We start from the raw sequence: 23098 nt of genomic DNA, 5'->3' as shown, positions 1-23098 counted from the left end.
ACGTTTTTTAGCGTTGTACTCACAAAAAATAAATTAGAATTAACTATAATTTATTTTTGACTTTGTACTTACTTGAAAATTTCAAATTAAATGAAAACTATTCTAATCTTTTTCACCCTTATTGGGATAGCAATAACTTCTTTTGCTCAGGAAAACAATCAAAAATTCATCGACGGGAGTATCACCGTAAACGGGAAAGTCATTGAAGGCTATTTATGGAAAAAAAATGGAAACGCTCCTTGGGACTTTCAGAAAGAAGTCCGCTTCATTACTTATGATGGCTTTAAGAAACTTACAAAAGTAAAATTCAAATATTTCAATAAATACGGTCCTAAAGACTGCGAAGGGTATACATATGAAGGCACTTATTATGAGGCTGTAAAGTATGCCGATATGTCTGCGGCAGGTGCAGGAATGATTGCCAAAAGAATGTTTATGAAACAACATAGCTTAGGAAAAATTACTCTTTATGAGTTTTTTCAGGTACCTCCAAGCATCACAACAGGAAACACTCCACCTCCAAGTAAAACCGGTACTATGGTCTATAGAAAAGGGAAAGAGGGAAAGTTGAAAGCTGTAAAGGACATCGTGATTAAAAAAGAGTTTGCTGACTGTCCGCTTGTACTTGAAAACTATGAAAAAGGTGATTATAACTTTTTTGAAGAAGATGACAGCGGCTTAATCAAAGCGTTATCAAAAACAGCGGCAAACCCTGTGGAAGTCAGAATGCTCGCTATTGCAGATTATAATGAAAACTGCGGTAAAGAGGATATGAAATAAGATCTGTAAATTTTAATGAAGAAATTGTAATTGGGTTTGGAAATTCACCTCACACCTTTTATAATTCATCTTTATTCTCAACTTTTAAATCTTATTTCAATCTAGTGTTATTGATAAAAAGTGCTTGGATACCTAAAAAATCCAAGCACTTTTTATTTTTGGCTTAGTATTCACCCTTCTCAATATCAAATAGTTTCGAAATAAGCAGTAGCACATTTAAAATAGGGATAAGTTGGATTATTATTTTTTAGTCTAATCAAGGCAGAATAGAAGAGCATAGCCATAGTTACGTGATGATATTCTAACGAAGAGTAGGCTAAAAAAGAAAATCCAAAACTTCTGATTTTAATTGTACAACTGCTTAACTCTATGTTTAACTACCCAATATATTGAACATTGTTAATAAAAAATGGTACAGCAGGCAAAACTGCATGAAAAGAAATACCTCTCTATTGCTTACCTTTGTAGCTCAATTTCTCTATACATATGATTATGGAAAACAAGACACTCGTCAGAAAATACAATGTACCAGGTCCAAGATATACAAGTTATCCTACGGTACCTTATTGGGACAATGACCCAACAATAGAAGAATGGAGTAAACATGTTGCTGATGCTTTTGCTGTAAGCAATGCCAAAGATGGTATAAGCTTGTACATTCATCTTCCCTATTGTGAAAAACTTTGTACTTTCTGCGGATGCAACAAAAGAATTACCATCAATCATAGTGTAGAAGATTCATATATAGACGCACTTTTGAAGGAGTGGAAAATGTATATTGATATTTTTGGAGAAGAACGTCCGCGTATCAAAGAAATACATTTAGGTGGAGGTACACCAACATTCTTCAGCCCAGAAAATCTTCAAAAATTAACGAACGGTATTTTTGAATTTGCAGATAAATGCGAAGATGCTGAATTAGGTTTTGAGGCCAACCCTGTCAACACTACTGAAGAGCATTTAAAGGCATTATTTGAAGTAGGATATACACGTTTAAGTTTAGGTATTCAAGACTTTGACCCTATCGTTCAGAAAGCAATAAATAGAGTGCAGTCTTATGAGCAGGTAGAATTTGTTACCAATAAGGCTAGAGAAATTGGATATACTTCTGTCAATTTTGATTTAGTATTTGGTCTTCCTTTCCAGAAACTGGAATGCGTGAAAGACACTATCGCGAAATCAAATGCATTGCGCCCTGACCGAATTGCTTACTATTCTTATGCTCATGTACCTTGGACGGCACCCGGACAAAGAGGTTTTTCAGATGAGGATCTTCCTTCTAATGAGGAGAAAAGAGCTTTATATGAAGTAGGGAAAGAAATGTTTGAAGAAGCAGGATATGTAGAAATTGGGATGGATCACTTTGCATTGCCTACAGATGCATTGGCTATTGCTGCTGATAAGAAAGCACTGCATAGAAACTTTATGGGCTATGCTCCTACTTACACTCAGCTGATGGTGGGCTTAGGTTGTTCTTCAATTTCTGACTCATGGACATCATTCGCTCAGAATATCAAAAAAGTAGAAGATTATAAGGCCACAATTGAGGAAGGAAAATTACCAATTTACAGAGGACATATTCTTTCAGAAGAAGATCTGTTGGTAAGAAAACACATCTTGAATGTGATGTGTCATTTTGAGACAACTTGGGATGAGGAAACAGGTCAGCTTCCGTTATTCAAAACACTGGATGAGAAACTAGAGGAAATGATCAACGATCAATTGGTTGTTTTGAGTGATAATAAATTAGAAGTAACAGAAAAGGGACGTCCTTTTGTTCGAAATATTTGTATGACGCTTGACGCGAGAATGCTTGTAGCAAAACCACAATCGAGAATTTTTTCTTCAACGATATAGGTAAGTGACAGCATGAAAAAAATAGAGGTAAAAGGAGAAATAATATCCCTTTTACCTCTTTTTTTCAAAGATTATTTTTCTTTGCTTTCTTCAACAGCTTTAACAGCTTCATCAACTTGTTTAGCAAGTTTTGCAGCTACCGCTGAGTCAGATACAGCAATAGTAGAATCAACCACAGCAACTTCTGCTTCCACTGGCTTTACTTCTTCTTTTACTGCTTCAACAGCATCATTAGATGCTTCAGCTTCTTCTTTCTTTTGCTCAGCTTGTCCACAAGCCATCATCGAAAAAGAAACGATTCCTGCGATAAATAAATGTTTGATCTGCATAGTAATAATAGTTAAGTTAGATTGAAAAGTTGGATGGGTGTAATTCAAAAAATCACCAATCCATATTGGTTAATAACAATTATTTCACCGATTTTCACAATTACATTCAATGCACAATGTTATGGAATTAGCATTTTTCATTCATTTTTATTTTTACATTTATTTAACAAATTAACAAACAAGCAATGGATTCACTCACACAAGTAGTACTCGGAGCCTCCGTCGGTGAAGCAGTATTAGGAAGGAAAATAGGTATAAAAGCCGCTATTTTTGGGGCTATAGCAGGGACAATTCCTGATTTGGATGTTTTAGCATCTCCTTGGTTTGATGCCGTTGAACGTCTTATGTACCATAGAAGTATAACGCATTCCTTTCTTTTCTTTATTATAGCCTCCCCTATTTTTGGTTATCTGACCCATAAGTTCTTCGGGAAAGAAAAAGATACATTAAAGGATTGGACCCTACTTTATTTTCTAGGCTTTTTGACACACGCCCTGTTAGATACTTGTACTACCTGGGGAACTCAGCTACTCTTCCCTTTCTCTCCCTACGGATTTGCTACTTATACTGTCTTTGTCGTAGATCCTCATTATACGGTGCCATTTATGGTTTTACTCATCATAGCCCTTTGCAAGCCCAAATTGTCTTCCATTAGAAGAAAACTCAACTACTGGGCACTTGGCATCAGTACTTTTTATTTGGTATTAGGATTTGTATTCCAACATCAAGCTAATACAGTTTTCAAGAAAAATATTGCCTCAATGGGTGTAGAATATGAAGATTTCATTACTAAAGCAACTCCTTTAAATATCTGGCTTTGGGCTACTACTTTTAAAACGGAAGAAGGATATTACACGGGTTTTTACTCCATATTTGACAATGACGACAAGGTTAATTTCAGATATTACCCACATCACCATCATCTGCTTGATCAGCTGCCTCCCAATGAAAAAACAGACAAACTCGTTTACATTACAAAAGACTTTTATATCGTAGAGCAAAACGGAAAAGAATTAATGATCAAAGATCTTCGTTTTGGCACTTTCGATGGTTGGAGAGAAAAAGAGCAAGGGAAGTTTGTGTTCACTTATCATATCATTCCTCAAGAAGATGGCAGTTTAAAATACACTGAAACAAATTACAGATTCAAACCTTCTTATGAATACTTAAAAGCGTATGCAGGAAGGATGTTCGGAAAAAAGCAAAACTAAAATAAGCACTCTCTTAAAATATGTTTAGAAAATCTACTAAACATTAGGACAATTTGTCAGTTTAAACCTTTTAGTATAATAGTTGTTTAAACAGAAAAAAACGTGTCAAATTAAATTATACAAAATGAATAGTAGAATTTTAATCTTCCTTGGAGTAGCCTTCGCCTTTTTACTGGCGATTGACTTATATGCTTTTAAGGGAATTCGCTTAATTACGGAAAATAGTAAAACGATATATAAGCAGCTTTCAACCGTACTTTTCTGGCTTGAAAGTGTGGGTATTTATATGGCAATAGGATGGATGGTTTTCAATATGGATAAATTCAGAGATCCTGCTTTTACAAATACCATCTTTACTATCAATGCATTTATCTTAATGTCATTGGCCACAAAATTAGTTTTCAATATTTTCCACGGTGCAGATGATCTAGCTTTTCTAGGCAACAAGCTTGTACATTTCTTTAATAATGGATCCGCTACTGCCACAAACTCTAACGGAACACCTATTTCAAGAACAAAATTTTTAACCTTATTAGGTGCTGGATTAGCCACTGTTCCGCTTGGTGCTTTTGCCTACGGCTTAACAAAAGGACGTTTCAATTTCAGAGTCATCAGAAAATCGCTTTCATACCCAAACCTACCCGATGCATTTGACGGATTGAAGGTGATTCATATTTCAGATATCCACATTGGCAGTTTTCCTAAAGGTCATGAATCTGTAGCCAAAGCAGTTAAGATGATCAATGACCGTAAACCAGATGTCATTTTCTTTACAGGTGATCTTGTAAACAACTACGCTTCTGAAACTGATGGATGGGTAGATGTTTTCAAGCAACTGAAAGCGAAAAAAGGTATGTATTCTATTCTGGGTAATCATGATTATGGTGATTATGTGCAATGGAATTCTTCAGCAGAGAAAAAAGCTAATCTTGATCTGGTAAAACAAAGAAACCGTGATATGGGATTTGATTTATTGCTGAATGAAAATAGAACATTAGAAATTGACGGTGAGAAAATCGGTATTGTTGGCGTGGAAAACTGGGGACTTCGTCCTTTCCCACAACTGGGAGATATCAACAAAGCGAATCAGGGACTGGAAGGTGTACCGTTTAAAATTCTACTTTCCCATGACCCTTCTCACTGGGATGCTCAAGTACTAGAGCATAAAGATATGGACCTTACACTAGCAGGACATACACACGGAATGCAGTTTGGTATTGAAATTCCAGGCTTAAAATGGAGTCCTGTGCAATACAAATATCCTCGCTGGGCGGGCTTGTACGAAAAAGGAAAACAGAAACTTTATGTCAATCGTGGGTTTGGCTATCATGCTTATGCTGGCAGAATTGGTATGGACCCTGAAATCACAGAGATCACACTAAGAAAAGAAGCTACAGTTTAGTTGATTTTCAAACGCTTATAATTAAACCCTTGTTCACAAATTGCAGAGCAAGGGTTTAATTTTTGTTAATAAATACCGAATAACCGCAATTTTCCAGCAGAAATAATCGTCGTCATCCAAAATTGAAAACGCCCCTACTACCTTTGTGCAGTTTGTTATAGCAACTACAAAAATTTCAATTATGGATTCCATTTCGGGAAAAACTAAATATCTATTAGGGGTTCAGCACGTACTCGCTATGTTTGGAGCCACAGTACTTGTTCCTTTTCTCACCGGTCTTAGTCCGGTTTTAGCACTGTTCACAGCAGGTATTGGTACTTTAATCTTTCATCAAGTAACAAAGAAAATTGTCCCTGTATTTTTAGGCTCTTCCTTTGCCTTTATCACTGCCATCAGCATAGTTTTGAAAAATGAAGGACTTGCTTCAGTAAAAGCAGGTATTATTGGTGCCGGCCTCATCTACGTATTGATGTCTTTTGTGATCAAAAAATTTGGTGTAAAAAGAGTACAATCCTTTTTCCCTCCAATAGTGATCGGCCCAACTATCATGGTCATTGGTTTAAGACTGAGCCCGATAGCACTCGAAATGGCAGGATATAATGACGGTAAGTTTGATAATCAAAGTCTTATTATTGCACTTTCTGTAATTACAACCATGGTCATTTCTTCTATGCTGAAGAATTCATTTTTCAAATTGATGCCTATTCTAATTTCTGTTACAGTAGGTTACAGCATTGCCGCACTGATGGGGGTTGTTGATTATACTCCTATTGAAAAAGCCAGCTGGATTGGTTTCTCTTCAGATACTATGGATCAAATATTGACAATTCCTGCATTTACACTCTCTGGCTTTTTTGCCATTGCCCCCATTGCTTTGGTTGTTTTTATTGAACACATCGGCGATATCACTACAAACGGAGCGGTCGTAGGGAAAAACTTCTTCAAAAACCCTGGTATTCATAAAACCATGCTAGGTGACGGTCTTGCAACAATAACTGCAGGTCTTTTGGGAGGTCCTGCAAATACTACTTATGGAGAAAATACGGGTGTGCTTGCAGTCACAAAAGTGTATGATCCAGCAGTTATAAGAATCGCCGCTGTATTTGCCATAGCGTTGAGCTTAATTGGAAAAGTAGGTGCGGTCTTACAAACAATCCCTGTTCCTGTGATGGGAGGCATCTCAATTATCTTATTCGGTATGATCGCCGCTGTTGGGGTAAGGACTTTAATCGCTGCAAAATTGGATTTCGGGCATTCAAGAAACTTGATAATAGCGGCATTAATCTTTGTATTAGGAATTGGAATAAAAGAAGTAGCGATATATGATACAATCTCGGTGTCAGGTCTTACAATTGCTGCACTTATAGGTGTTACTCTCAACAAGTTACTTCCAAAGGATATTTAATTTCTACTTGAAAGTAATGCGAAAATCACAATCAATAGAGCATAATTTATAATAGTCTTAACGAAAACAATAGTTCGTTTAGTTATCCAAAAAGTACAAAGTCGTCATTATATTATACAGTATAATGACGACTTTTTTGTTAAATATCACATTTTTAGCGACTTATATTTATTAATATTTAAATAAATGTAAATTTTTACTTACATTAAAAAGCATACAATATTATCTCTATCCCTCTCTTGCTTAAATAAATATCAATTAACTATGAAATCACTAACTTTAATTATCGCTTTGTTGTTTCTAACAAACCTCGTTGCACAAGCTCAACAAACTTCATACAAAGAGATCACTGTTGATCAATTTGATGATTATGATGCATTTGTTGACTCTCCTCCCCCGCATATTACTGGTAAGGGGATTAAAAGTGATTCTCTCTCCAATTCAAATCTTGTATATGAATACTATGAGGCAGAGAATCAATATTATGCCATAGAAAGCTGGGCTGATTATTATTATTGGTTATCGAAAAAGTATACTTACCTCTTCAACAAGCCAGAAATCTTCGAGCATTTCTATAATATGAAAGACAACGTACAAATGATAAAGTACCTTTCTTTCAATTACTCCGTTTGGCATTTTCCTTCTTCTATCAAAATCAAGCCTCATGAAGAACTAGCTTCTCATGAAAACAGGCTATCCATTTCTTATCATATCATCAAATCTGAAGATGATATTGAGTACATGGAAGATCAGTTAGAACTGAAGAAGGAAAAATACCTTGAAGTCTCTTCGTTAAAGCACTAACGCTTTAATTTCTTCATTGTTCAAACGGATGCGAATCCACTCTTGTGTACGTTGCGTTAACTCTTGGCTCTGTTTTTCTTTTTTCTTGGTTTTTTCATCAAGTTCAAGCAGTAAAACAGGGCTTTTTTCGCTCACTAAACTATCTCCTACCCAAGACTGAATGGTAATATCATTAATAGCGAAACGTTTGACTTGAGGAAACTGAAAATGTAATTCTTTTGAAATCTGATCCAGATGCAATGTATCTTCCTGCTCTTTTGTCAGATTAAAAATTCTTTTCTCCAGCAACTTTATCTTCAAATCTTTATCCTTGATCAGCTCATCATTTTTGGTATAGATATCTTTCAGAAGGTTAACATGAAGGGTATTGCTATACTGGGCAAATTTTTCATCGATATCAAAATCCTGACCATCTTCCTGATGTATTCTTACTTCTGTCTTTATTGTCACAGGAAACATTTCATCTTTGGTTGCCGACAAGCCATATCTTGGTATCATCTCATTTAAGAAAACGATTTGTCCCTCATCAATCTTTTTCCCCATATAATACAAATCAATCACAGACAGAGAATCAGTATAAGAGACCTTACTTGTCAATAGTTCACTCTCATTGAAAGTAGTATTATCCTTAATAAAGGCATCTGCAGAAATTTTAAATCGCGTTTCTTGTATTACTTTAAAAAAGATGACTGCACTAGGACTGACTACAATAATCAAAAAGGCAAATAATATGGATCTATATTTTCTATATCTAGCTCTATCAATAAAAGTCTTCACAGGGAATCTTAAGAACTTCACGACGATGTAAGTGGAGAGCGTGATGAAAACTGAGTTGATAAAAAACAGATAAAAAGCACCAAAAAAGTAGCTGTACATACCCGTAGCTAAACCGTAACCCGCTGTACATAAAGGAGGCATCAGGGCTGTAGCAATGGCAACTCCAGGAATCACATTACTTTTCTCTTTTCTAGAACCGGCAATAATTCCAGAGAAACCACCAAAGAACGCTACAAATACATCCAAAATCGTTGGTTTTGTTCTGGCAAGTAACTCTGACTGTTCAAGGTTTAAAGGGGTTAATGCAAAATACAATGTGGAAGTAGCCAAACTGATAAAAACGGCTATAGCGAGGTTTTTCAATGCTCTTCTCATCATATCCACATCATGAATACCGATCGCCGTACCAATCCCTAAAATTGGTCCCATTAGTGGAGATATAAGCATGGCTCCAATCACCGTTGCTGTGGAATTGGCATTCAAACCAATAGAGGCGATTAAGATGGAGAATATTAAAATCCAAGCGGCATGACCTTTGAAACTGATATCCTTCGTAATTCCTTCAATAGTCGCTTCTGGGTCAGACCCTTCTCGGATACTTAACGTATCAATCGCCAATTTCCTTAAAACATATATAAGGCTTTTCGTATTCTGTTCGCTCATTTTGTACTAGTTTACTAAGCAATGATGCTAGTTTATTTTGAGTAAGTTTTCATTCAAATCAAAAATTTAAGTAATTTTTCAAACAAACATCTTACTTTTTCTTTATTATTTTTCTCAATCCCAAAAATTGATGAAATAATTTCTAAATGCATCGAAAATTTGTTAGATTCTATAGTACTTCTAACCATTAAACTACGCTCACTATGAAAAAAACATACACCAATGAGAATGTTACTGTAATATGGGAACCAGAGAAATGTATTCATTCTGAAAAGTGCTTCAAAAGTCTTCCTAGAGTCTTTAACCCTAAAAGAAAACCATGGGTAGATTTGACACAGTCTACCAGTGAAAAAATCATTGAAACAGTAAGAAACTGCCCTTCTCAAGCTTTGTCTTTAAAAGAAGATAAAAAGGAAGAAGCGGCAATGACAGAAATTCAGGTACTGAAAAATGGGCCTGTTTTAGTAAAAGGTAAAATCAGTCTTGATTGTGATGGAAAAAAAGAAGTTTTAGAGCAAAATCAAATTGCACTTTGCCGATGCGGGGCATCAAATAACAAGCCTTACTGTGACGGTACACATGCTAAAATTAACTTTGAAGCTCCTTAAAAATACAAAACTCATAACATTACGCACTCGTTTAAAATTTAAAGTGAGGTATTAATCCGTTAACACTTGTTTGAGACGGCTTAATATCTTACATTTGTTAGATTGATATGCCTCTGAAAACTTCAACATTTTTATCATCGATTTTGATGTTTTTATGCAGGAAAGGAACTCCTTCTTATTAATAGACTAATTTATAAACCTCATCATGGCCAATATCAAAAGCCTTACATTAGAAAACTTCAGGGTTTTCAAAGAAAGTACAACCTTCAATTTTTCACCTCTGAACGTTCTTACAGGAACAAATAGTAGTGGCAAAAGCTCATTATTCAAAGCTTTATTATTGCTTCAGGATAATGGACTGAAAAATAGACTGGAAGAACTTGATTTCCGAGGTGCTTATCACAACCTTGGTAACATTTCAAAGGCTAGAAATCATGATACAGATGAGAGTAAACCCATTAAGTTTATATTAGAGTTTGCACCACAACCTGGAGTAGCTCCTTTCAAAAGGTTTGAATTAGGTCAAAGAAGTATTTCTATTGCTTACACTGACCTTGAAAAAGTTGAAAGTTTCCAAGATCTGCTTCAAATTCCAAACTGGAAAAACTGGATGTATTTCCTAAGAGGTATCTTGATCAACAGGGCACAGTTTATGATTCGTCATATTCAAAAGCTGACTCGTTCGAAGGAAATTGAAAGTACTGGTACCATTAAAACTCTTCTTCATCAGCTCCTTCACATTGCTTTTGAAGAAAAAATAACGGTCGATAATATTGAAAAGCTGTTTGAAAAAGCAGCTAAAATTAATGATAGGCTGAAAGAGCTTGAAATTCCTATTGATGAGAGTTTCAAAATTCCTAACAACCTCACAGGTTCCTTTTTTGCTGATTTAATTAAAAAGGCTTGGTATGAAGAACACCGAGAGCATGAACTGAGGGGAATAAAGAAATTAAAACACCTTACTGAATCAACAGTTACACCTCTGAGAGATGCTGAGGAAACTCAAGCTCACAATGAAAGGTGGAAACGTGTGATTGAGAAAAATGATATTACTGATGTTGAGGAATTAAGATCTGCTCTAATTTCTTGGCTTGAAATGGATATCCCAATGTCTTCTTTAGTAAGAGATATTTTGAATATCAATTCTAAAGAGATCGTCTATACTTTCAAACCTGTTGGTGTCAATACTACCGAAAGCCTCTTTTTAGAATTACACTACGACAGCAAAGAAGGTAAGCTTTGTCATATTGAACTGGCTTATAGAGAGCGCTTCACCGGGAAGAAAAAATTGATCTACTCTCCATTGAGTAATGGTAGTTTGCACTATGTTGGTTCTGAAAATGGCAACAGCTACTTATTAGCCGCCGGACATAGAGGAGATTATATTAAAACGGATGGTGAAATTCCTGTTTTCACCAGCTTTTTTGACATTCAAAACCTGTATCAATACGGTTCAGGAATGGACTTGAATGCTCCTGCTGAAAAGTATTTTTCGATCAATAGAGATAAACTAAAAAAGGCACTGAGTATTAAAGATGATGCCCTCCTTGATGCTGTAATGGAAGTAGCACATAAAAAATTGATGGTACTTCTCGGCTCTAGGTTAAACTCCTTTATGACCGAACACCAACCTAAAATCAAAAAAATCAATGATTTTAAAAAAGGTGATTTGGTACGTTTACTTGCAGAAAGAAAAGAAGATGGTAAAGGTTACAAAGTGGCTTCATTAGGTTTCTTATTGAGAGACTTGCCTCTTCTAGATCACAATGACCGTAAACTATTGGATCGTAAAGAAGCTTATAATTCTCTAGAAGAACTGGATTACCTTCCTGAACTTCCTCTGACAAGTGAACAATACGCCAAGCTTTTTGAAATCAATGTTGATAAAGTACTTCAAAGTGGCTTTTTGAAAATGCTAGAAGAAGGAGTAAGCGGTATCAAACATATTTTCAAGTCATGTGGTAAGCTTTTCAATTTTGGCCTTTTAGAAGCTCAGAGAGGTAGTACTAAAAGAATCTTACTCCATACAGAAGGTAATGTATTGAGTGATTTGCTTTTTGAATTTGGAAAAAATGCTGATGAAAAAGCGAGGGAGTTTGTAAAGAAATGGATTCAAGATTTTGAAATCGGCCATGATATCCAAATCAACTCTGTAAAAGGTATTGCATCTGATGTGATCATTACCAATAAAAAAGGTCATGCATTGGATCTTGCCGATCTTGGATACGGTATTTCACAACTTCTACCGATTCTACTTAAAATCGCTCTCAATGATCATCGTTCTCTATTGATCGAAGAGCCAGAAACCAACCTGCATCCTCGATTACAATCAAAATTAGCGGACTTAATCATTGATGCTTCACTTCGTTATGAAACAGATTTCTTAATAGAAACGCACTCTGAATATTTAATCAGAAAATTACAATACTGGACAGCGAAACGAAAAATTACGCCGTATCAGTCAAAAATATATTACCTCTATAATCCGGAAAGGGTACCGGAAGGAAAATCTCAAGTAGCTTTGCTTAACATTCTGAAAGATGGAGAACTCGATAATGAGTTTGGAGAAGGCTTCTTTGACGAAGCAGACAATATTGCTATTGAGCTTTTCCACTTAAAACAAATCTAATAACCTGCTACTGAATCAAAACTATGGAACGTATCACAACCTACGCAAATATAAATTCTCTGACAGACTTCTTTCGGAAAAGACCTTCTTTAGAAGATCAACTAGACGATATGGACTGGAGTAAATCTTGGATGGATTTTTACTCTTTTCTTAACAAACAAGCAGACTTAAGACTCGATGTAGATCCTACTCAACTTTCTATGATGAGTAAGACCAATCCTTACATCAAGAAAATGCTTAAAAATGCTTCTTCTGGCGGATCTTCTTTGAGATGCGAGAAAGAAGCCTTTGAACAATTGGATGAGATCAGTCAAAAAACAATGCCTCAAACGATGTTCTTCTTGGACAAAAGCAACACAGAGTGTGAAGACTTCGAAAAGAAATATGGTCTCATCACGCTTAATCCTAGCCGTATCAAATCAAAAGCGGGCTTTATGTTCAACTGGTCTCTTTATAATGTCACAAAAGACAGAGGGGCTGTAAAAAGGTTTGAAAAATGGAGTCAATTGGAGCGTTTCCGTCATCCGCATAATTCAATGGTGATTATTGATAATTACTTGTTGAAAGATTTAGGAGAGATGGAAGAAAACTTGATCCCAATGTTGGACGCTTTGCTTCCTGAAGAATTGGAAGTGACTTTCCAACTGACTTTAATCTCAGTGGATTTGAGAGACAAGCCTCTTTCTATGAAAAAATACATAGAATGGGAACTGAATAAGAAGCTCAATCGTCCTTATCAGATTGAGGTTTGTGTAATCAAAACAGAAAGTAATAAAAACCACGATAGAAATATTTTCACTAACTATCTGTGGATGCACTCTGGCCACTCATTCACGTATTTAAGAAGACAGCAAGTGAGTAAAAACACTAACCTGATGCTCTTCCCTATCTTCTATCAGCAAAAAGATTTTCAATCGTATTACGAGGATGAACCAAGTTCTACAGAAAGTAAAAGTTCTGTTTGGGAAGCCGTTCATCAACGTATAAGAGAAGCTAGATATATTATTAAAACGGCTAGTCAAAGCGCTCACGGTGTTGGGGGTGATTTAAAAAATCCTATTATTATGGGAAATAAGACGGCTTAATAAACACTATGAGTTTTAGCATAAAAAAGGAATACATTCAATTTTGTATTCCTTTTTTCTTTTCTATTCAAGAGGTAATATCTCATCAGAAAGATCTATATAATAGTCTTTCCCCTCGATCGAAACCCGATAAGAAGGAGAAGATGTAGCATCATACCGTATCTTCAAATTATCGACCTTCTTACCTTCCTCTACATATATTTTCAGCTTTTCATTGGTCAACTTATAATGGAAATTATGTTCTCCATCCACTACTATTTGCACATTGATCTTTCCTTGCTCATCACCAGCAAAACCAAGACCTTCTTGTATTTGCTCCACCTCTACTTTATAACTGGATATCACCTGAACTTCTTTATCAGGATTAGATAAAAAGAAAATAGAAATGAATAATATGATAACAATAGATGCGGCGAGAGAAATTGTTTTGGGAGAAAAAGGGATAAACTTCACCTCTTTTACAGGCTCTTCCTTTACTTCCTGTTCATCAGGTTCATTTTGCTGTTCAAAAGCTTGTAATTTCTCTTTCAAAGCATTCCTTTTAACCGAAGAGATAATATGCTGTTGCGCCTCAATTTCCTTTTGAAAACTCTCATCTTCCTCTAATTTATTTTCAACATACTTCAACAATTCAGTAGAAAGGTTTTGCTCCAAATAACCATCAATCAAAGTTGTTTTATCTGGAATAAACTGTTCTTCAAAAAGCATCAGTTTCTTTTTTAATTCCTGTCTTTGGATTGCTTCTTTTATTGTTTGATGAGCTTTCACTTCCAAGTCAAAATCTGCATCACTTTCACGTTTTGCAATAAATTCTGCCTTCTCTTCTTCAGATAAATTACCTTCGAAGAATGCATCAATATATGCAGTTAAATCGTTATTTTCCATGCTCTATACTTCTTTAGATTTAAGTACTTTCACGGCTTCTTTTCTAGCCTTCTCCATACATTTATTTAATTGAGAAGTGGCAGACCTGGCATTCATAAAACCTAACTGTTCGGCTATTTCTGCCATAGACATTTTTATTTTTGAATATTTTGAATTGATTAAATCCTGACATTTTTCTCCTAATTGCTGAAGAATTGCTGTCATATCATCGAATAGCTCATATTGCTCTTCATCAAAACTCACACTTTCATCCATCAGAGTATTATCATGTTCAAGCGTATCATTTTTACCTTTGGTATTTCTGATTTTCACTCTCCACTGATTATATGCCAATGTATACAAGTAGTTTTTCAAATTGGAGTCTTCACGAACCTTCCCTCTTTCTATATTATTATGAAAGTCAATGATCACATTTTGAAAAACTTCTTTTCCTGCTTCTTCATCCCCTCCATTTTTCTTTACAAGATTTATAATCATCGATTGATAATTGATGTAAAGGTATGACCAAGCAGATTCCTTATTTGCAGAAAGGTCATTCATTAAAATAGCAACTGAGTTTTGGTATTCTTGATGGATCATTAATAATTGAGTTTCATTAGTGTCTATTCAATAATACAAAATTTAAATATAATACACTAAGTAACAGTTAACTAAAAATAAATTTACGTCTACCACTCATTCAATAATATCTGTAAACAAAAAATGTCACTTTCCAAATCATTGAAAAGTGACATTTATGTGAGATTTATTTCAATTTAAGATTCTGAATCCTCAAAAATTCTTCTCTGACGAGTTCTTGTTGATTCGATTCTTTCTTTTTCAATTCGCTCTTTTTCTTCTACAGAACAAGGATAATCAAATAAACAATACTGCTTAATCTGATCTACGACAACTTGAGGCACCATATCTTCCCACTCATCGGAGCCTGATTTGATCATTTCAAGTACCTTGTCTGAAATAATATTGAGGTTTTTAGCATTACAGTTTGTCAAATCCTCGATCTTTCCATTGTCAACCATTGCTTGGAACAATGATTTCTGTTCATCTGCAAGATGTATCGATTTACTTGTCATCAATTGATGTGGATCGAGTGACGAACGGTCAAGAGAAGGATAAACATAAAGTTTGATATTTCTACCAAATAAGAAACCAAAGGCTTCCAGAATTCCTCCTTTAAGATGCTTATAATACTCTGGAGTGAAGATATACTCTAAGTTGTACATGCCCACTGCTACACCAATCTTTTTCCCCCTTGTAAATCGTGACAGGTAGTTCGTCAGACGGTAATACTCTTTGTATTTTGAAATCATTACGGTAAAACCAAGGGCACAAAGCATGTCTACCCTGTCTAGAAAATCCTTCTCGTCTTTTTTACGGTCTTCAGAAATTCTTAGGTTTTCTAATGTCAGCTCGGCTACCGTTACAATTTTCTTTTCATCTACTTCAGGATCGTTTTTGAAGTGTTCAAAAGAACGTTCCATCATATCGATGTTTACCTTAGTAATAGGTCTGAAACGACCTCTAAGTACCAATATATTTTTCTTGTAAAGGAAATCTTGTGGAAGGGCAACTTGTCCGTCAGGGCCGAACATCGTAGTTTTTGCCAGGCCATTTTTCACCAACAATAAACTCAATAGTCTATTATCAACTTCCAAAAAGTCAGGACCGCTCACTCTCACATAATTAACAATGATCTTGTGAATGTTCAAACCATCCATCAGAGAACTTAAGAATTCGTCCACATCATCTGTCTTATAGAAACAAGCGTAGATTAAGTTCACACCTAAAACACCAATTGTTTCCTGCTGTAATAATGGATCGTTATCTTTCAACTCTACGTGCAATATCACCTCATTTGGAAGTGTATTTGGACGGTTTTGAAAACGGATACCTAACCAACCGTGACCTTGATTGGTTCTATTAAAGTTTAATTGTTCTATTGTATCTGCAAAAGCGAAGAATCTTGTCTCATCTTTTCGTTCTGGAAGTCGTTCTCCTAACAAACGAAACTCTTTTTTCAACATTCTTTCAACTCTACTTTGGCAAACATAACGTCCGCCTGGCTCAGGTCCATATATGGCATCGGAAAATGACATATCATACGCCGAGATCGTTTTGGCAATAGTACCTGATGCAGCACCTGCTTTGAAAAAGTTAGCAGCAACGTCCTGTCCTGCTCCAATTTCGGCTAATGATCCATATACTGATGAATCAAGATTTATTTTGAGTGCTTTTTCTCTTGTTGTTAATGTGTTGAAGTGCATAATGAATTAAAGAATTCTGCTTAGTATTTATGTCTAAAGTGCGTTTTTTCTTTTCGTGACAAAAGATCCTATAACGATACAAAAGTAAACGAATACTTTTGAAAAGCTACCCTTTATATTAAATTAATGTACTTTTTACACCAATTGTTTTTATTTAATTTTAATTCGAAGGAATAACAATCCAAAAAACAAGATTTGTAGATTTTTAAAATCTGAACTTAAAAACCTCCATGCATTTTTCTCAAGATCCACTCCGAAAACAGCAAAAGGAATAACAAGCTCATTATCCAATAGTTAGAACCCAGTTCTTTGTATTTTTCTTCCGAATGAATTCTCTGGGGTGCTTTTTTATTTAATAGGGGTTGCGATAATTGGTCCAAACTTGCATTATCATAAAAACTTCCTCCTGTCTTTTCAGAAACACTTCTTAAAAGTGCAAAATTAGCAGTAGGGTTTAATGCTTCAAGTTCCATCGCTCTTACCACAAAGTTACCTGATGAGTATTCTTTTTTTCCATCCAATACCGTTGATGCGACATACTTATAAGACCCTTCTTCCAAGTCTGTTAAGTGATACTTGAAATAAGGTGAGGAGTTCAAATAAGTATAAGACATCTTCTCCCCTTCTTCATCTGTCACTGTCAAATCAATAGTTTGTCCGTAAATAGATTCATAAATATCGTTGTAAACTTCTGTCTCAATAATCACATCTTCAATGTCTGAATATTCAGCAGTAGTAGTATTGACTCTAAATCTTCTCTTGTCCGTTTTGGTAGAAAGATACTGAATTACCTTTCCGACAAGATCATCAACAGCCATTTCATCCGACTGTAATAAACCTTCTTGCAATCTCCACTTCCATAGTCCTGTACCCACAAAAACAGCAGACTTTACATCTCCAACTTCCCCCATCAGCAATAATGGTTTTGAAGATTTCACACTACCGATTTGCTGGTTAACCAATACCTTACCTGCATTTACTTTATATTCTCCATACGGTACTTCAATAGGAGACATTTTCTGGATCAAGTCCTTTTTCTCTTTAGGGAAAGTGAAATACGTAAAATTGTCTGTAAATGCTGGTGTCACCTTATCTTTCTGTCCTCTGTACCCTTCAATCGTTAAAAGAGGGTTCATCTTATTGAAAGTATTGATATTGGTGTTATCACCTATAATATACCAGAACGGCATATCTTGTTGTTTCTTTAGTTTTTCTAGTAAAAGGGCTGCATTCCTCTTGATATTTGGGAACTGATGCAGAATCACTAAATCATATTTTGCTTTGTTGTCATACCCTTTTCCGTCCTTCATTTTAAGTCCTGGAATATAGATGTGCAACTCATAGTTTTTATTCTTTTCTACTGCAGATCTTATTGCTTTAATATCAGGGTGAGGTGCATTGGCAATCAAAAGGATTTTCTCTTTTCCTTCAATCACCTCTACGTACACTGACTTTGAGTTATTTTCTTTAGAAAACTCTCCGTCCAGTGTTCTAACATTAACAGTATATTTTTGATAACCTTTTTTCTTGGCCTCAACGATAAATTCAATTTGTTCAAAACCCTTATCGTTATTGATTCTGTATCGTTTACGGGAAAGGATTTCCCCTCTGTTCGTTAATTCAACTTCTACCTCTTTTCCTACAAAACCTTCATTAACTACCTCTGCTAAAATTGGGAATTTATTTCCCATATAAGCCACTCTATTCGTATAAACTTCTTTTACCTGAAGGTCAATCTGAGGTATTGTATCGCCAATTCCAACAGTATAAATCGGTACTACAGAAGGTAAATATAAAGGTGAAAAACCCTGATTGAAAATGCCATCGGATACCAAAGTGATAGCCGCTAAATTTTCATGTTCATTCAGTTCTTCTAAACGTTGAATAGACTTACTGATATTTGTGACTTTGTGATCAAAAGCCAAATTACTTAAAGGCTCTTCACCTTCTAATTGACTTCCATCTATGGTATAGAACTTTGTTTTATAGCCTTCACCTTCTAACTTTTCAGCTTCAGCCTTGATAGATTGAATAGAAGCATTCAAATCCTCCTGTGTGATTGTAGCGGTCATTGACTCTGAATTATCGATGATAAAAGAGACAATAGGTTTCTCAAAGTACCTTTCTATACTTTTAAACATAGGGTCAAGCAACAAAAACGTAATGATCAGTAAGGCCGAAAAACGCAATACGATCAATATTCTGTTGATGTTAACAGTCCAAACTTGTTTTTTGGTATAGAGTAGATAAGTTGCACCTGCACAAAGCAGAATACTAAGAAACATCCACCACCAAGAGTATTCTATATAAAGTCCATTCATGGATTACAGTCTATCATAATTCGATATCAGAGCTCTCTGATTTCACTATTAAAAGTTAAAGGCTTAGAGGTAGGAAAGCAAATAAAGTCAGATTATTTTTTGTATTCTTTTATTCAAAAAGATAAAAAATTGACGAGAAGTGGCCTACTTAATATTTTTCATGATCATAAAGATAAACTTTACAATATAAGTCACAATAAAAGCCACAATCATACCTTGGAAGAAATAAGAAGATTGAGGTTCTTCCTGAATGACAAACATGACTGCGTAAAAAAATGGAATGTAGCCGATCACAAAAAAGGCGAAAAACTTAAGTTCTCTAATTAGTATTTTCATTAGTGCTGTAATTTACAAAAGCAGTAAAGGTCTATTTTACCAGACTATTTTCTTTTTCTGCCTTTTTTCTTGTTGTTAGGTTTAGATTTTTTTGTTGGAGCTGTTTGTTTTTCCTGTTCCTCTTTTTTCTGAGAAAACTGAAGTATTAAAAAGCAAATTCCTGAAAGGGCAAAAAGCCAATAGCTCGCCACCACTCCATAGTAAAAAGATTGGTGTACCCCTATAATGAAAAAGGCAGCACCAAGTGCTACCATTATTGTTTTTATCATATTTTTATAGATGCTTAGTCAACATCAGCATAACCGTCGATATCCATGATCTCGTATTCTTCTGGGTTATTCTGATTTGCTTTTAATCCTCTACCAAAAATAATTTCTGATTCTGTAGTCATCTTCACTTTATCTTCCGTGAAAATATCTCCAGTTTCTTTATTAAAATGTAGAGTATCTGTTTCTAATTTCTGTCCTTTTTTATAATCATCTAATACCACATTGCCATAAACAGTATATAATGTGCTATCAGCTGTATAGATTGCACTGTCAGCAATTAAATGCGACTCTTCAGTACCATCTTCTTTTGAGAAAGTAATGATATCAATTCCTTCAGGATAACGCTCATTACCATTTTTATATCTCATTTGAACTTTAGCCTTCATACGGTTTTTTGGCACTGCGTCCTCTGAATGAAGTGTTTCAATATTATAAGCTGTGAAATCAGGTACATCAGTACCCATGGCAATTTGTCTTGCTTCCTTTTTAGTACGTGTCTTCGTGTTACAAGAAAAAACTGCAACAGAGGCAAGAGCTAAAATTAATATCTTCTTAATCATTGTTTGTCTTTTTTTTGAGTCAATAATACTCGACGATACAAAAATATACAAATGATTGATCTTTAGGGATAGATTAACAGTATTTTAGTTTTTCTATCAATTTCTTCGATCAATTGTATACAAACTCACCTTATTTTTCAGGGAAGTAATGAAAATAAATTGCTGAATATCGGAATCGTAGAACATTTTCACCTCTCTGTCATTATTGAATGGTTTTTCTACAAATCGTTTCCCATTTAAATAATAAAGATAAGTCTTACCGGAGTTAGGGAATGTTATACATATAAGTTCGGCGTCAATTCCAAAATCAAAATACTGACCGATTGCTTTTCCTTTTTCATCAAAACGCTGATGGAAAACTACTTTGCCTGAACTGTTTCTTACTTTAATATCGCCATAAATCTGCTCCATCACCATCCACGTTCTTCCTCTTGCTTCATCTTTCAATAAATCAAAAGAACGTCCGTGTGCTCTATCTCCCAACCTTTCACGGCGTAAGACTTGACCTTTGCCATTCACTTCAATAATGTCACCAATGCTTGTGATAAATGAAATTTTCGACTGTCCCAAACTTGCATCTTCCGTCACAAACAGTTGTGGTGAAACGGACTCTCTAAACAACATTGGGAAACCTTTAGCATATTCTCCTTTCTCTGTAAAAATGATCAATTTACCATTTTTTGAAAGCGTGACTACATAGTTTTTTCCATTCGCTTGGAACACTTGTGGTGTTAATGCCAATCTTTCCAAAGTTTTCTGAGGTGTCCAATTTCCTTGATAATTCCCCTTAGGGTCTACTCCATAAATATTACCTAAAGTATCGACAGAAAGGATTAGTCCTTCAATATCTTGGATCAATTCAGTACTTCCTCTTAAATGCCAAGGCAACCACTTCGTATACTCAATTTGGGAATAGATCGGTAAGTTGACTGGGTAACCTTCCAAGTATTTCCCTGATCTATCTATTTGAAGAATCTGATTATTCTGCGTCAAGAATAAAGATGGAATATCAGAATTGATCGACCATACTAATTCAGGTGTAGCTTTGATGACCGAATCAAATTCATGATAGAAAATAGTATCTCCATCAAAATTATAGCCTTCAACTATATTTTCTTCATCAATCAAAAGGAAGCCTTCTTCATCCCCCAAAACATTATCGACCACAATAGGAGCTTTGCTTAATGCAACATCCATTGCTTTTGTCAATATCTTCTTTACTTTTTTAGGCTGATCATCCCCAATTTGACCACTGAAAAGAGCACTGACTTCAATTTTATCATCTGCCAATGACCAAACTTGAAAATTCAAACCTAACAGCAACTGTCTATGACGATCCATAAAAGCCGCATGACTTTTTGAAAGAGCATGCATAAACCCTACCCACGAACTTTCGGTGTTCAGTACGTAAGAGAGTTTCGCTTCATTATTCTGTAATTTATTAATCAGATCATTATAACGTTTCTGAGTCGTCCACCTTCTCTTCAACAGCCAATCTTTCAGCCATTTTGACAAAGTAGGAAGATCACCTGCCATGATCATATAGTTATTTACTCTGAGCACATAAGAGTTTTCGTGATTATCAAAATAGTTTGAACCTGCTAAAGCACCTGATAAGTTCCCTTTTGGAAAACCATAAATTGTAAAACCTTTTAAGCCAATCAACTTTACTTTTTGCTCACTCTCCTCTTCATAGTCTTTCCTCAAGTTATCCAAGACTACATCAAATTCAACAGGATCTTTTAATTCAAAACCAAAAATATTCTGCCATTGACTGCCATCTACACTTAAGATTGTGGCTTTGAAAACATCAGACTTTACTTGTTCCATTAAATCCGAAACTTCAAGTCCTTTCTGCTCAAATTGCTTTACTATTTCCTTTGATGTTGGGATATCATGGTCTTCATCATATTGGAATGCTAATTTTACAAACCCAGAAAAGTCCGATGCATAACATTGCTCATAAAATGATATATCATCCACCATAAAACTATACGCCTCAGTCTTTCCATTATGCAAAGTGGTTTCTATAGTTTTATAATAACTAGAAGATTGATTTCGATTACTGCTCAGTATGGATAATTCATTTTCCTTTTCTTGAATACTTTTCACCAGCATTCCATTCGAAAATTCCGCAATTGTTTTAAAAGGATTCTCAGTTCCCAAATCTGTCATTCTTGCAAACCAATGCTCCACTGAGGAAGGTCTGATCCACACTTTCAAGCCGTCAGGTAATTTTATATCATTAATTTGGTTTGCTAAATCTTGGTTTAGCAAACCGAAGTAATATTCTTCATTAAACCTTTCTCCATTGTTTCTGATGGCTTCTTCAATCCATAAAGCATCAGTAGAGGCTACGAGGAAATTACGGATTTTAGCTACGCTTAACAGATCATTGCCCACTCTATATTCATGAATGTCCTCTCCTTTGTATTTTCTAATATAGGTTTCATTTTGAAGGGAAGTCAGTTGAGTAAAAGGGTCTAAATAGATTCTTTCATCCATCGGAATATAAACAGAAAGGGAAAAGGACTGACTCCCTGTAGCATTGACAGAAAGGTAAACCTGCTTTTTAACGCCAAGGAATGGGTTTTGAATCGCAGAGTCCAATAAGGTGAGTAGTTGATCGGTGGTTTCAAAGGCTTTTTGACCACCTTCCATGTCTTTGAGGGCACGAACAAATGCTGAAGAATCAAGGTAGGTTACTAAATCTTCAGGCTGTTGCATTTCCACAAGTGCAATGGTTTCACTTGCCACAACATGCCAAATGTCTGTTTCGTATGATTTTTTTCTGGTAAGATCTATGAAATAGAATCCTATCAATAAAAAAGATAAAGCTAGTATTTGAGTAATCACTAGCTTATAAGTATCTGATAATCTAAAGTTTCCCACTGAATTATAGGATTATCAATG

Annotated in this window: 19 protein-coding genes; 9 read left to right on the top strand and 10 right to left on the bottom strand. The window is 35.2% G+C overall.

Annotation, left to right across the window (positions count from 1 at the left end; genetic code table 11):
• Positions 1–90 precede the first annotated feature (90 nt).
• Both HHU12_RS14795 and hemN read left to right on the top strand, forming a co-directional pair.
• Positions 91–780 (top strand): hypothetical protein, encoded by a 690-nt coding sequence (locus HHU12_RS14795; protein WP_169657525.1) that lies wholly within the window; start codon positions 91–93, stop codon positions 778–780.
• A gap of 492 nt (positions 781–1272) precedes the next feature.
• Positions 1273–2637, top strand: coding sequence for an oxygen-independent coproporphyrinogen III oxidase (gene hemN, locus HHU12_RS14790; RefSeq protein WP_169657524.1), 1365 nt, complete (start codon positions 1273–1275; stop codon positions 2635–2637).
• A 71-nt stretch (positions 2638–2708) separates the two neighbouring features.
• Here hemN and HHU12_RS14785 read toward each other — a convergent pair whose 3' ends face one another.
• Positions 2709–2966 (bottom strand): hypothetical protein, encoded by a 258-nt coding sequence (locus tag HHU12_RS14785; RefSeq protein WP_169657523.1) that lies wholly within the window; start codon positions 2964–2966, stop codon positions 2709–2711.
• Positions 2967–3151: 185 nt separating this feature from the next.
• Between HHU12_RS14785 and HHU12_RS14780 the strand changes: the two genes are divergently transcribed.
• The 4 genes from HHU12_RS14780 (at position 3152) to HHU12_RS14765 (ending at position 7788) form a co-directional block, all read left to right on the top strand.
• The gene (locus tag HHU12_RS14780) at positions 3152–4177 is read left to right on the top strand and encodes a metal-dependent hydrolase (protein ID WP_169657522.1); all 1026 of its coding nucleotides are present in this window, start codon (positions 3152–3154) and stop codon (positions 4175–4177) included.
• Between the two features lie 124 nt (positions 4178–4301).
• Positions 4302–5579: a metallophosphoesterase gene (locus tag HHU12_RS14775; protein ID WP_169657521.1), complete on the top strand. Its 1278-nt coding sequence runs from the start codon at positions 4302–4304 to the stop codon at positions 5577–5579.
• Between the two features lie 181 nt (positions 5580–5760).
• On the top strand, positions 5761–6984 hold the full coding sequence (locus tag HHU12_RS14770; protein ID WP_169657520.1) for a uracil-xanthine permease family protein: 1224 nt from the start codon (positions 5761–5763) through the stop codon (positions 6982–6984).
• Between the two features lie 264 nt (positions 6985–7248).
• Entirely contained in the window at positions 7249–7788 is a 540-nt protein-coding gene (locus HHU12_RS14765) for a hypothetical protein (protein WP_169657519.1), read from the top strand.
• On the opposite strand, the gene HHU12_RS14760 is transcribed toward HHU12_RS14765, so the two are convergent.
• Positions 7777–9228, bottom strand: coding sequence for a TIGR00341 family protein (locus HHU12_RS14760; protein WP_169657518.1), 1452 nt, complete (start codon positions 9226–9228; stop codon positions 7777–7779). The genes HHU12_RS14765 and HHU12_RS14760 overlap by 12 nt on opposite strands.
• A 203-nt stretch (positions 9229–9431) precedes the next feature.
• On the opposite strand from HHU12_RS14760, the gene HHU12_RS14755 reads away from it, so the two are divergent.
• The 3 genes from HHU12_RS14755 to HHU12_RS14745 all read left to right on the top strand — a co-directional run bounded on the left by HHU12_RS14755 (position 9432) and on the right by HHU12_RS14745 (position 13550).
• Positions 9432–9836 (top strand): (4Fe-4S)-binding protein, encoded by a 405-nt coding sequence (locus tag HHU12_RS14755; RefSeq protein ID WP_169657517.1) that lies wholly within the window; start codon positions 9432–9434, stop codon positions 9834–9836.
• A 205-nt stretch (positions 9837–10041) separates the two neighbouring features.
• Positions 10042–12465 carry a DUF3696 domain-containing protein gene (locus HHU12_RS14750; protein WP_169657516.1) on the top strand — a complete coding sequence of 808 codons (2424 nt, stop codon included), beginning with the start codon at positions 10042–10044 and terminating at the stop codon, positions 12463–12465.
• Between the two features lie 23 nt (positions 12466–12488).
• The gene (locus tag HHU12_RS14745) at positions 12489–13550 is read left to right on the top strand and encodes a hypothetical protein (RefSeq protein ID WP_169657515.1); all 1062 of its coding nucleotides are present in this window, start codon (positions 12489–12491) and stop codon (positions 13548–13550) included.
• A 63-nt stretch (positions 13551–13613) separates the two neighbouring features.
• On the opposite strand, the gene HHU12_RS14740 is transcribed toward HHU12_RS14745, so the two are convergent.
• The 8 genes from HHU12_RS14740 to HHU12_RS14705 all read right to left on the bottom strand — a co-directional run bounded on the left by HHU12_RS14740 (position 13614) and on the right by HHU12_RS14705 (position 23077).
• Positions 13614–14435: a hypothetical protein gene (locus tag HHU12_RS14740; protein WP_169657514.1), complete on the bottom strand. Its 822-nt coding sequence runs from the start codon at positions 14433–14435 to the stop codon at positions 13614–13616.
• 3 nt (positions 14436–14438) lie between these two features.
• Positions 14439–15014 (bottom strand): RNA polymerase sigma factor, encoded by a 576-nt coding sequence (locus tag HHU12_RS14735; protein WP_169657513.1) that lies wholly within the window; start codon positions 15012–15014, stop codon positions 14439–14441.
• A gap of 176 nt (positions 15015–15190) precedes the next feature.
• Positions 15191–16699, bottom strand: a complete 1509-nt coding sequence (locus HHU12_RS14730; RefSeq protein ID WP_169657512.1) for a TonB-dependent receptor — start codon at positions 16697–16699, stop codon at positions 15191–15193.
• 218 nt (positions 16700–16917) lie between these two features.
• On the bottom strand, positions 16918–19020 hold the full coding sequence (locus HHU12_RS14725; RefSeq protein ID WP_169657511.1) for a VWA domain-containing protein: 2103 nt from the start codon (positions 19018–19020) through the stop codon (positions 16918–16920).
• Positions 19021–19164: 144 nt separating this feature from the next.
• A complete protein-coding gene (locus HHU12_RS14720) occupies positions 19165–19356 on the bottom strand; it encodes a hypothetical protein (RefSeq protein WP_169657510.1) in 192 nt (63 codons plus the stop codon).
• Between the two features lie 44 nt (positions 19357–19400).
• Positions 19401–19625 carry a hypothetical protein gene (locus HHU12_RS14715; protein ID WP_169657509.1) on the bottom strand — a complete coding sequence of 75 codons (225 nt, stop codon included), beginning with the start codon at positions 19623–19625 and terminating at the stop codon, positions 19401–19403.
• A 14-nt stretch (positions 19626–19639) separates the two neighbouring features.
• Positions 19640–20185: an LPS export ABC transporter periplasmic protein LptC gene (gene lptC / locus HHU12_RS14710; protein WP_169657508.1), complete on the bottom strand. Its 546-nt coding sequence runs from the start codon at positions 20183–20185 to the stop codon at positions 19640–19642.
• A 96-nt stretch (positions 20186–20281) separates the two neighbouring features.
• Positions 20282–23077, bottom strand: coding sequence for a hypothetical protein (locus HHU12_RS14705; protein ID WP_169657507.1), 2796 nt, complete (start codon positions 23075–23077; stop codon positions 20282–20284).
• Positions 23078–23098 lie beyond the last annotated feature (21 nt).

Origin of the sequence: Flammeovirga aprica JL-4, from assembly GCF_012844305.1 — a bacterium.
Taxonomy (GTDB): Bacteria; Bacteroidota; Bacteroidia; order Cytophagales; family Flammeovirgaceae; genus Flammeovirga; species Flammeovirga aprica.
The sequence above is the reverse complement of the archived record's forward strand: the minus strand, read 5'-3'. Positions and strand labels throughout refer to the sequence as shown.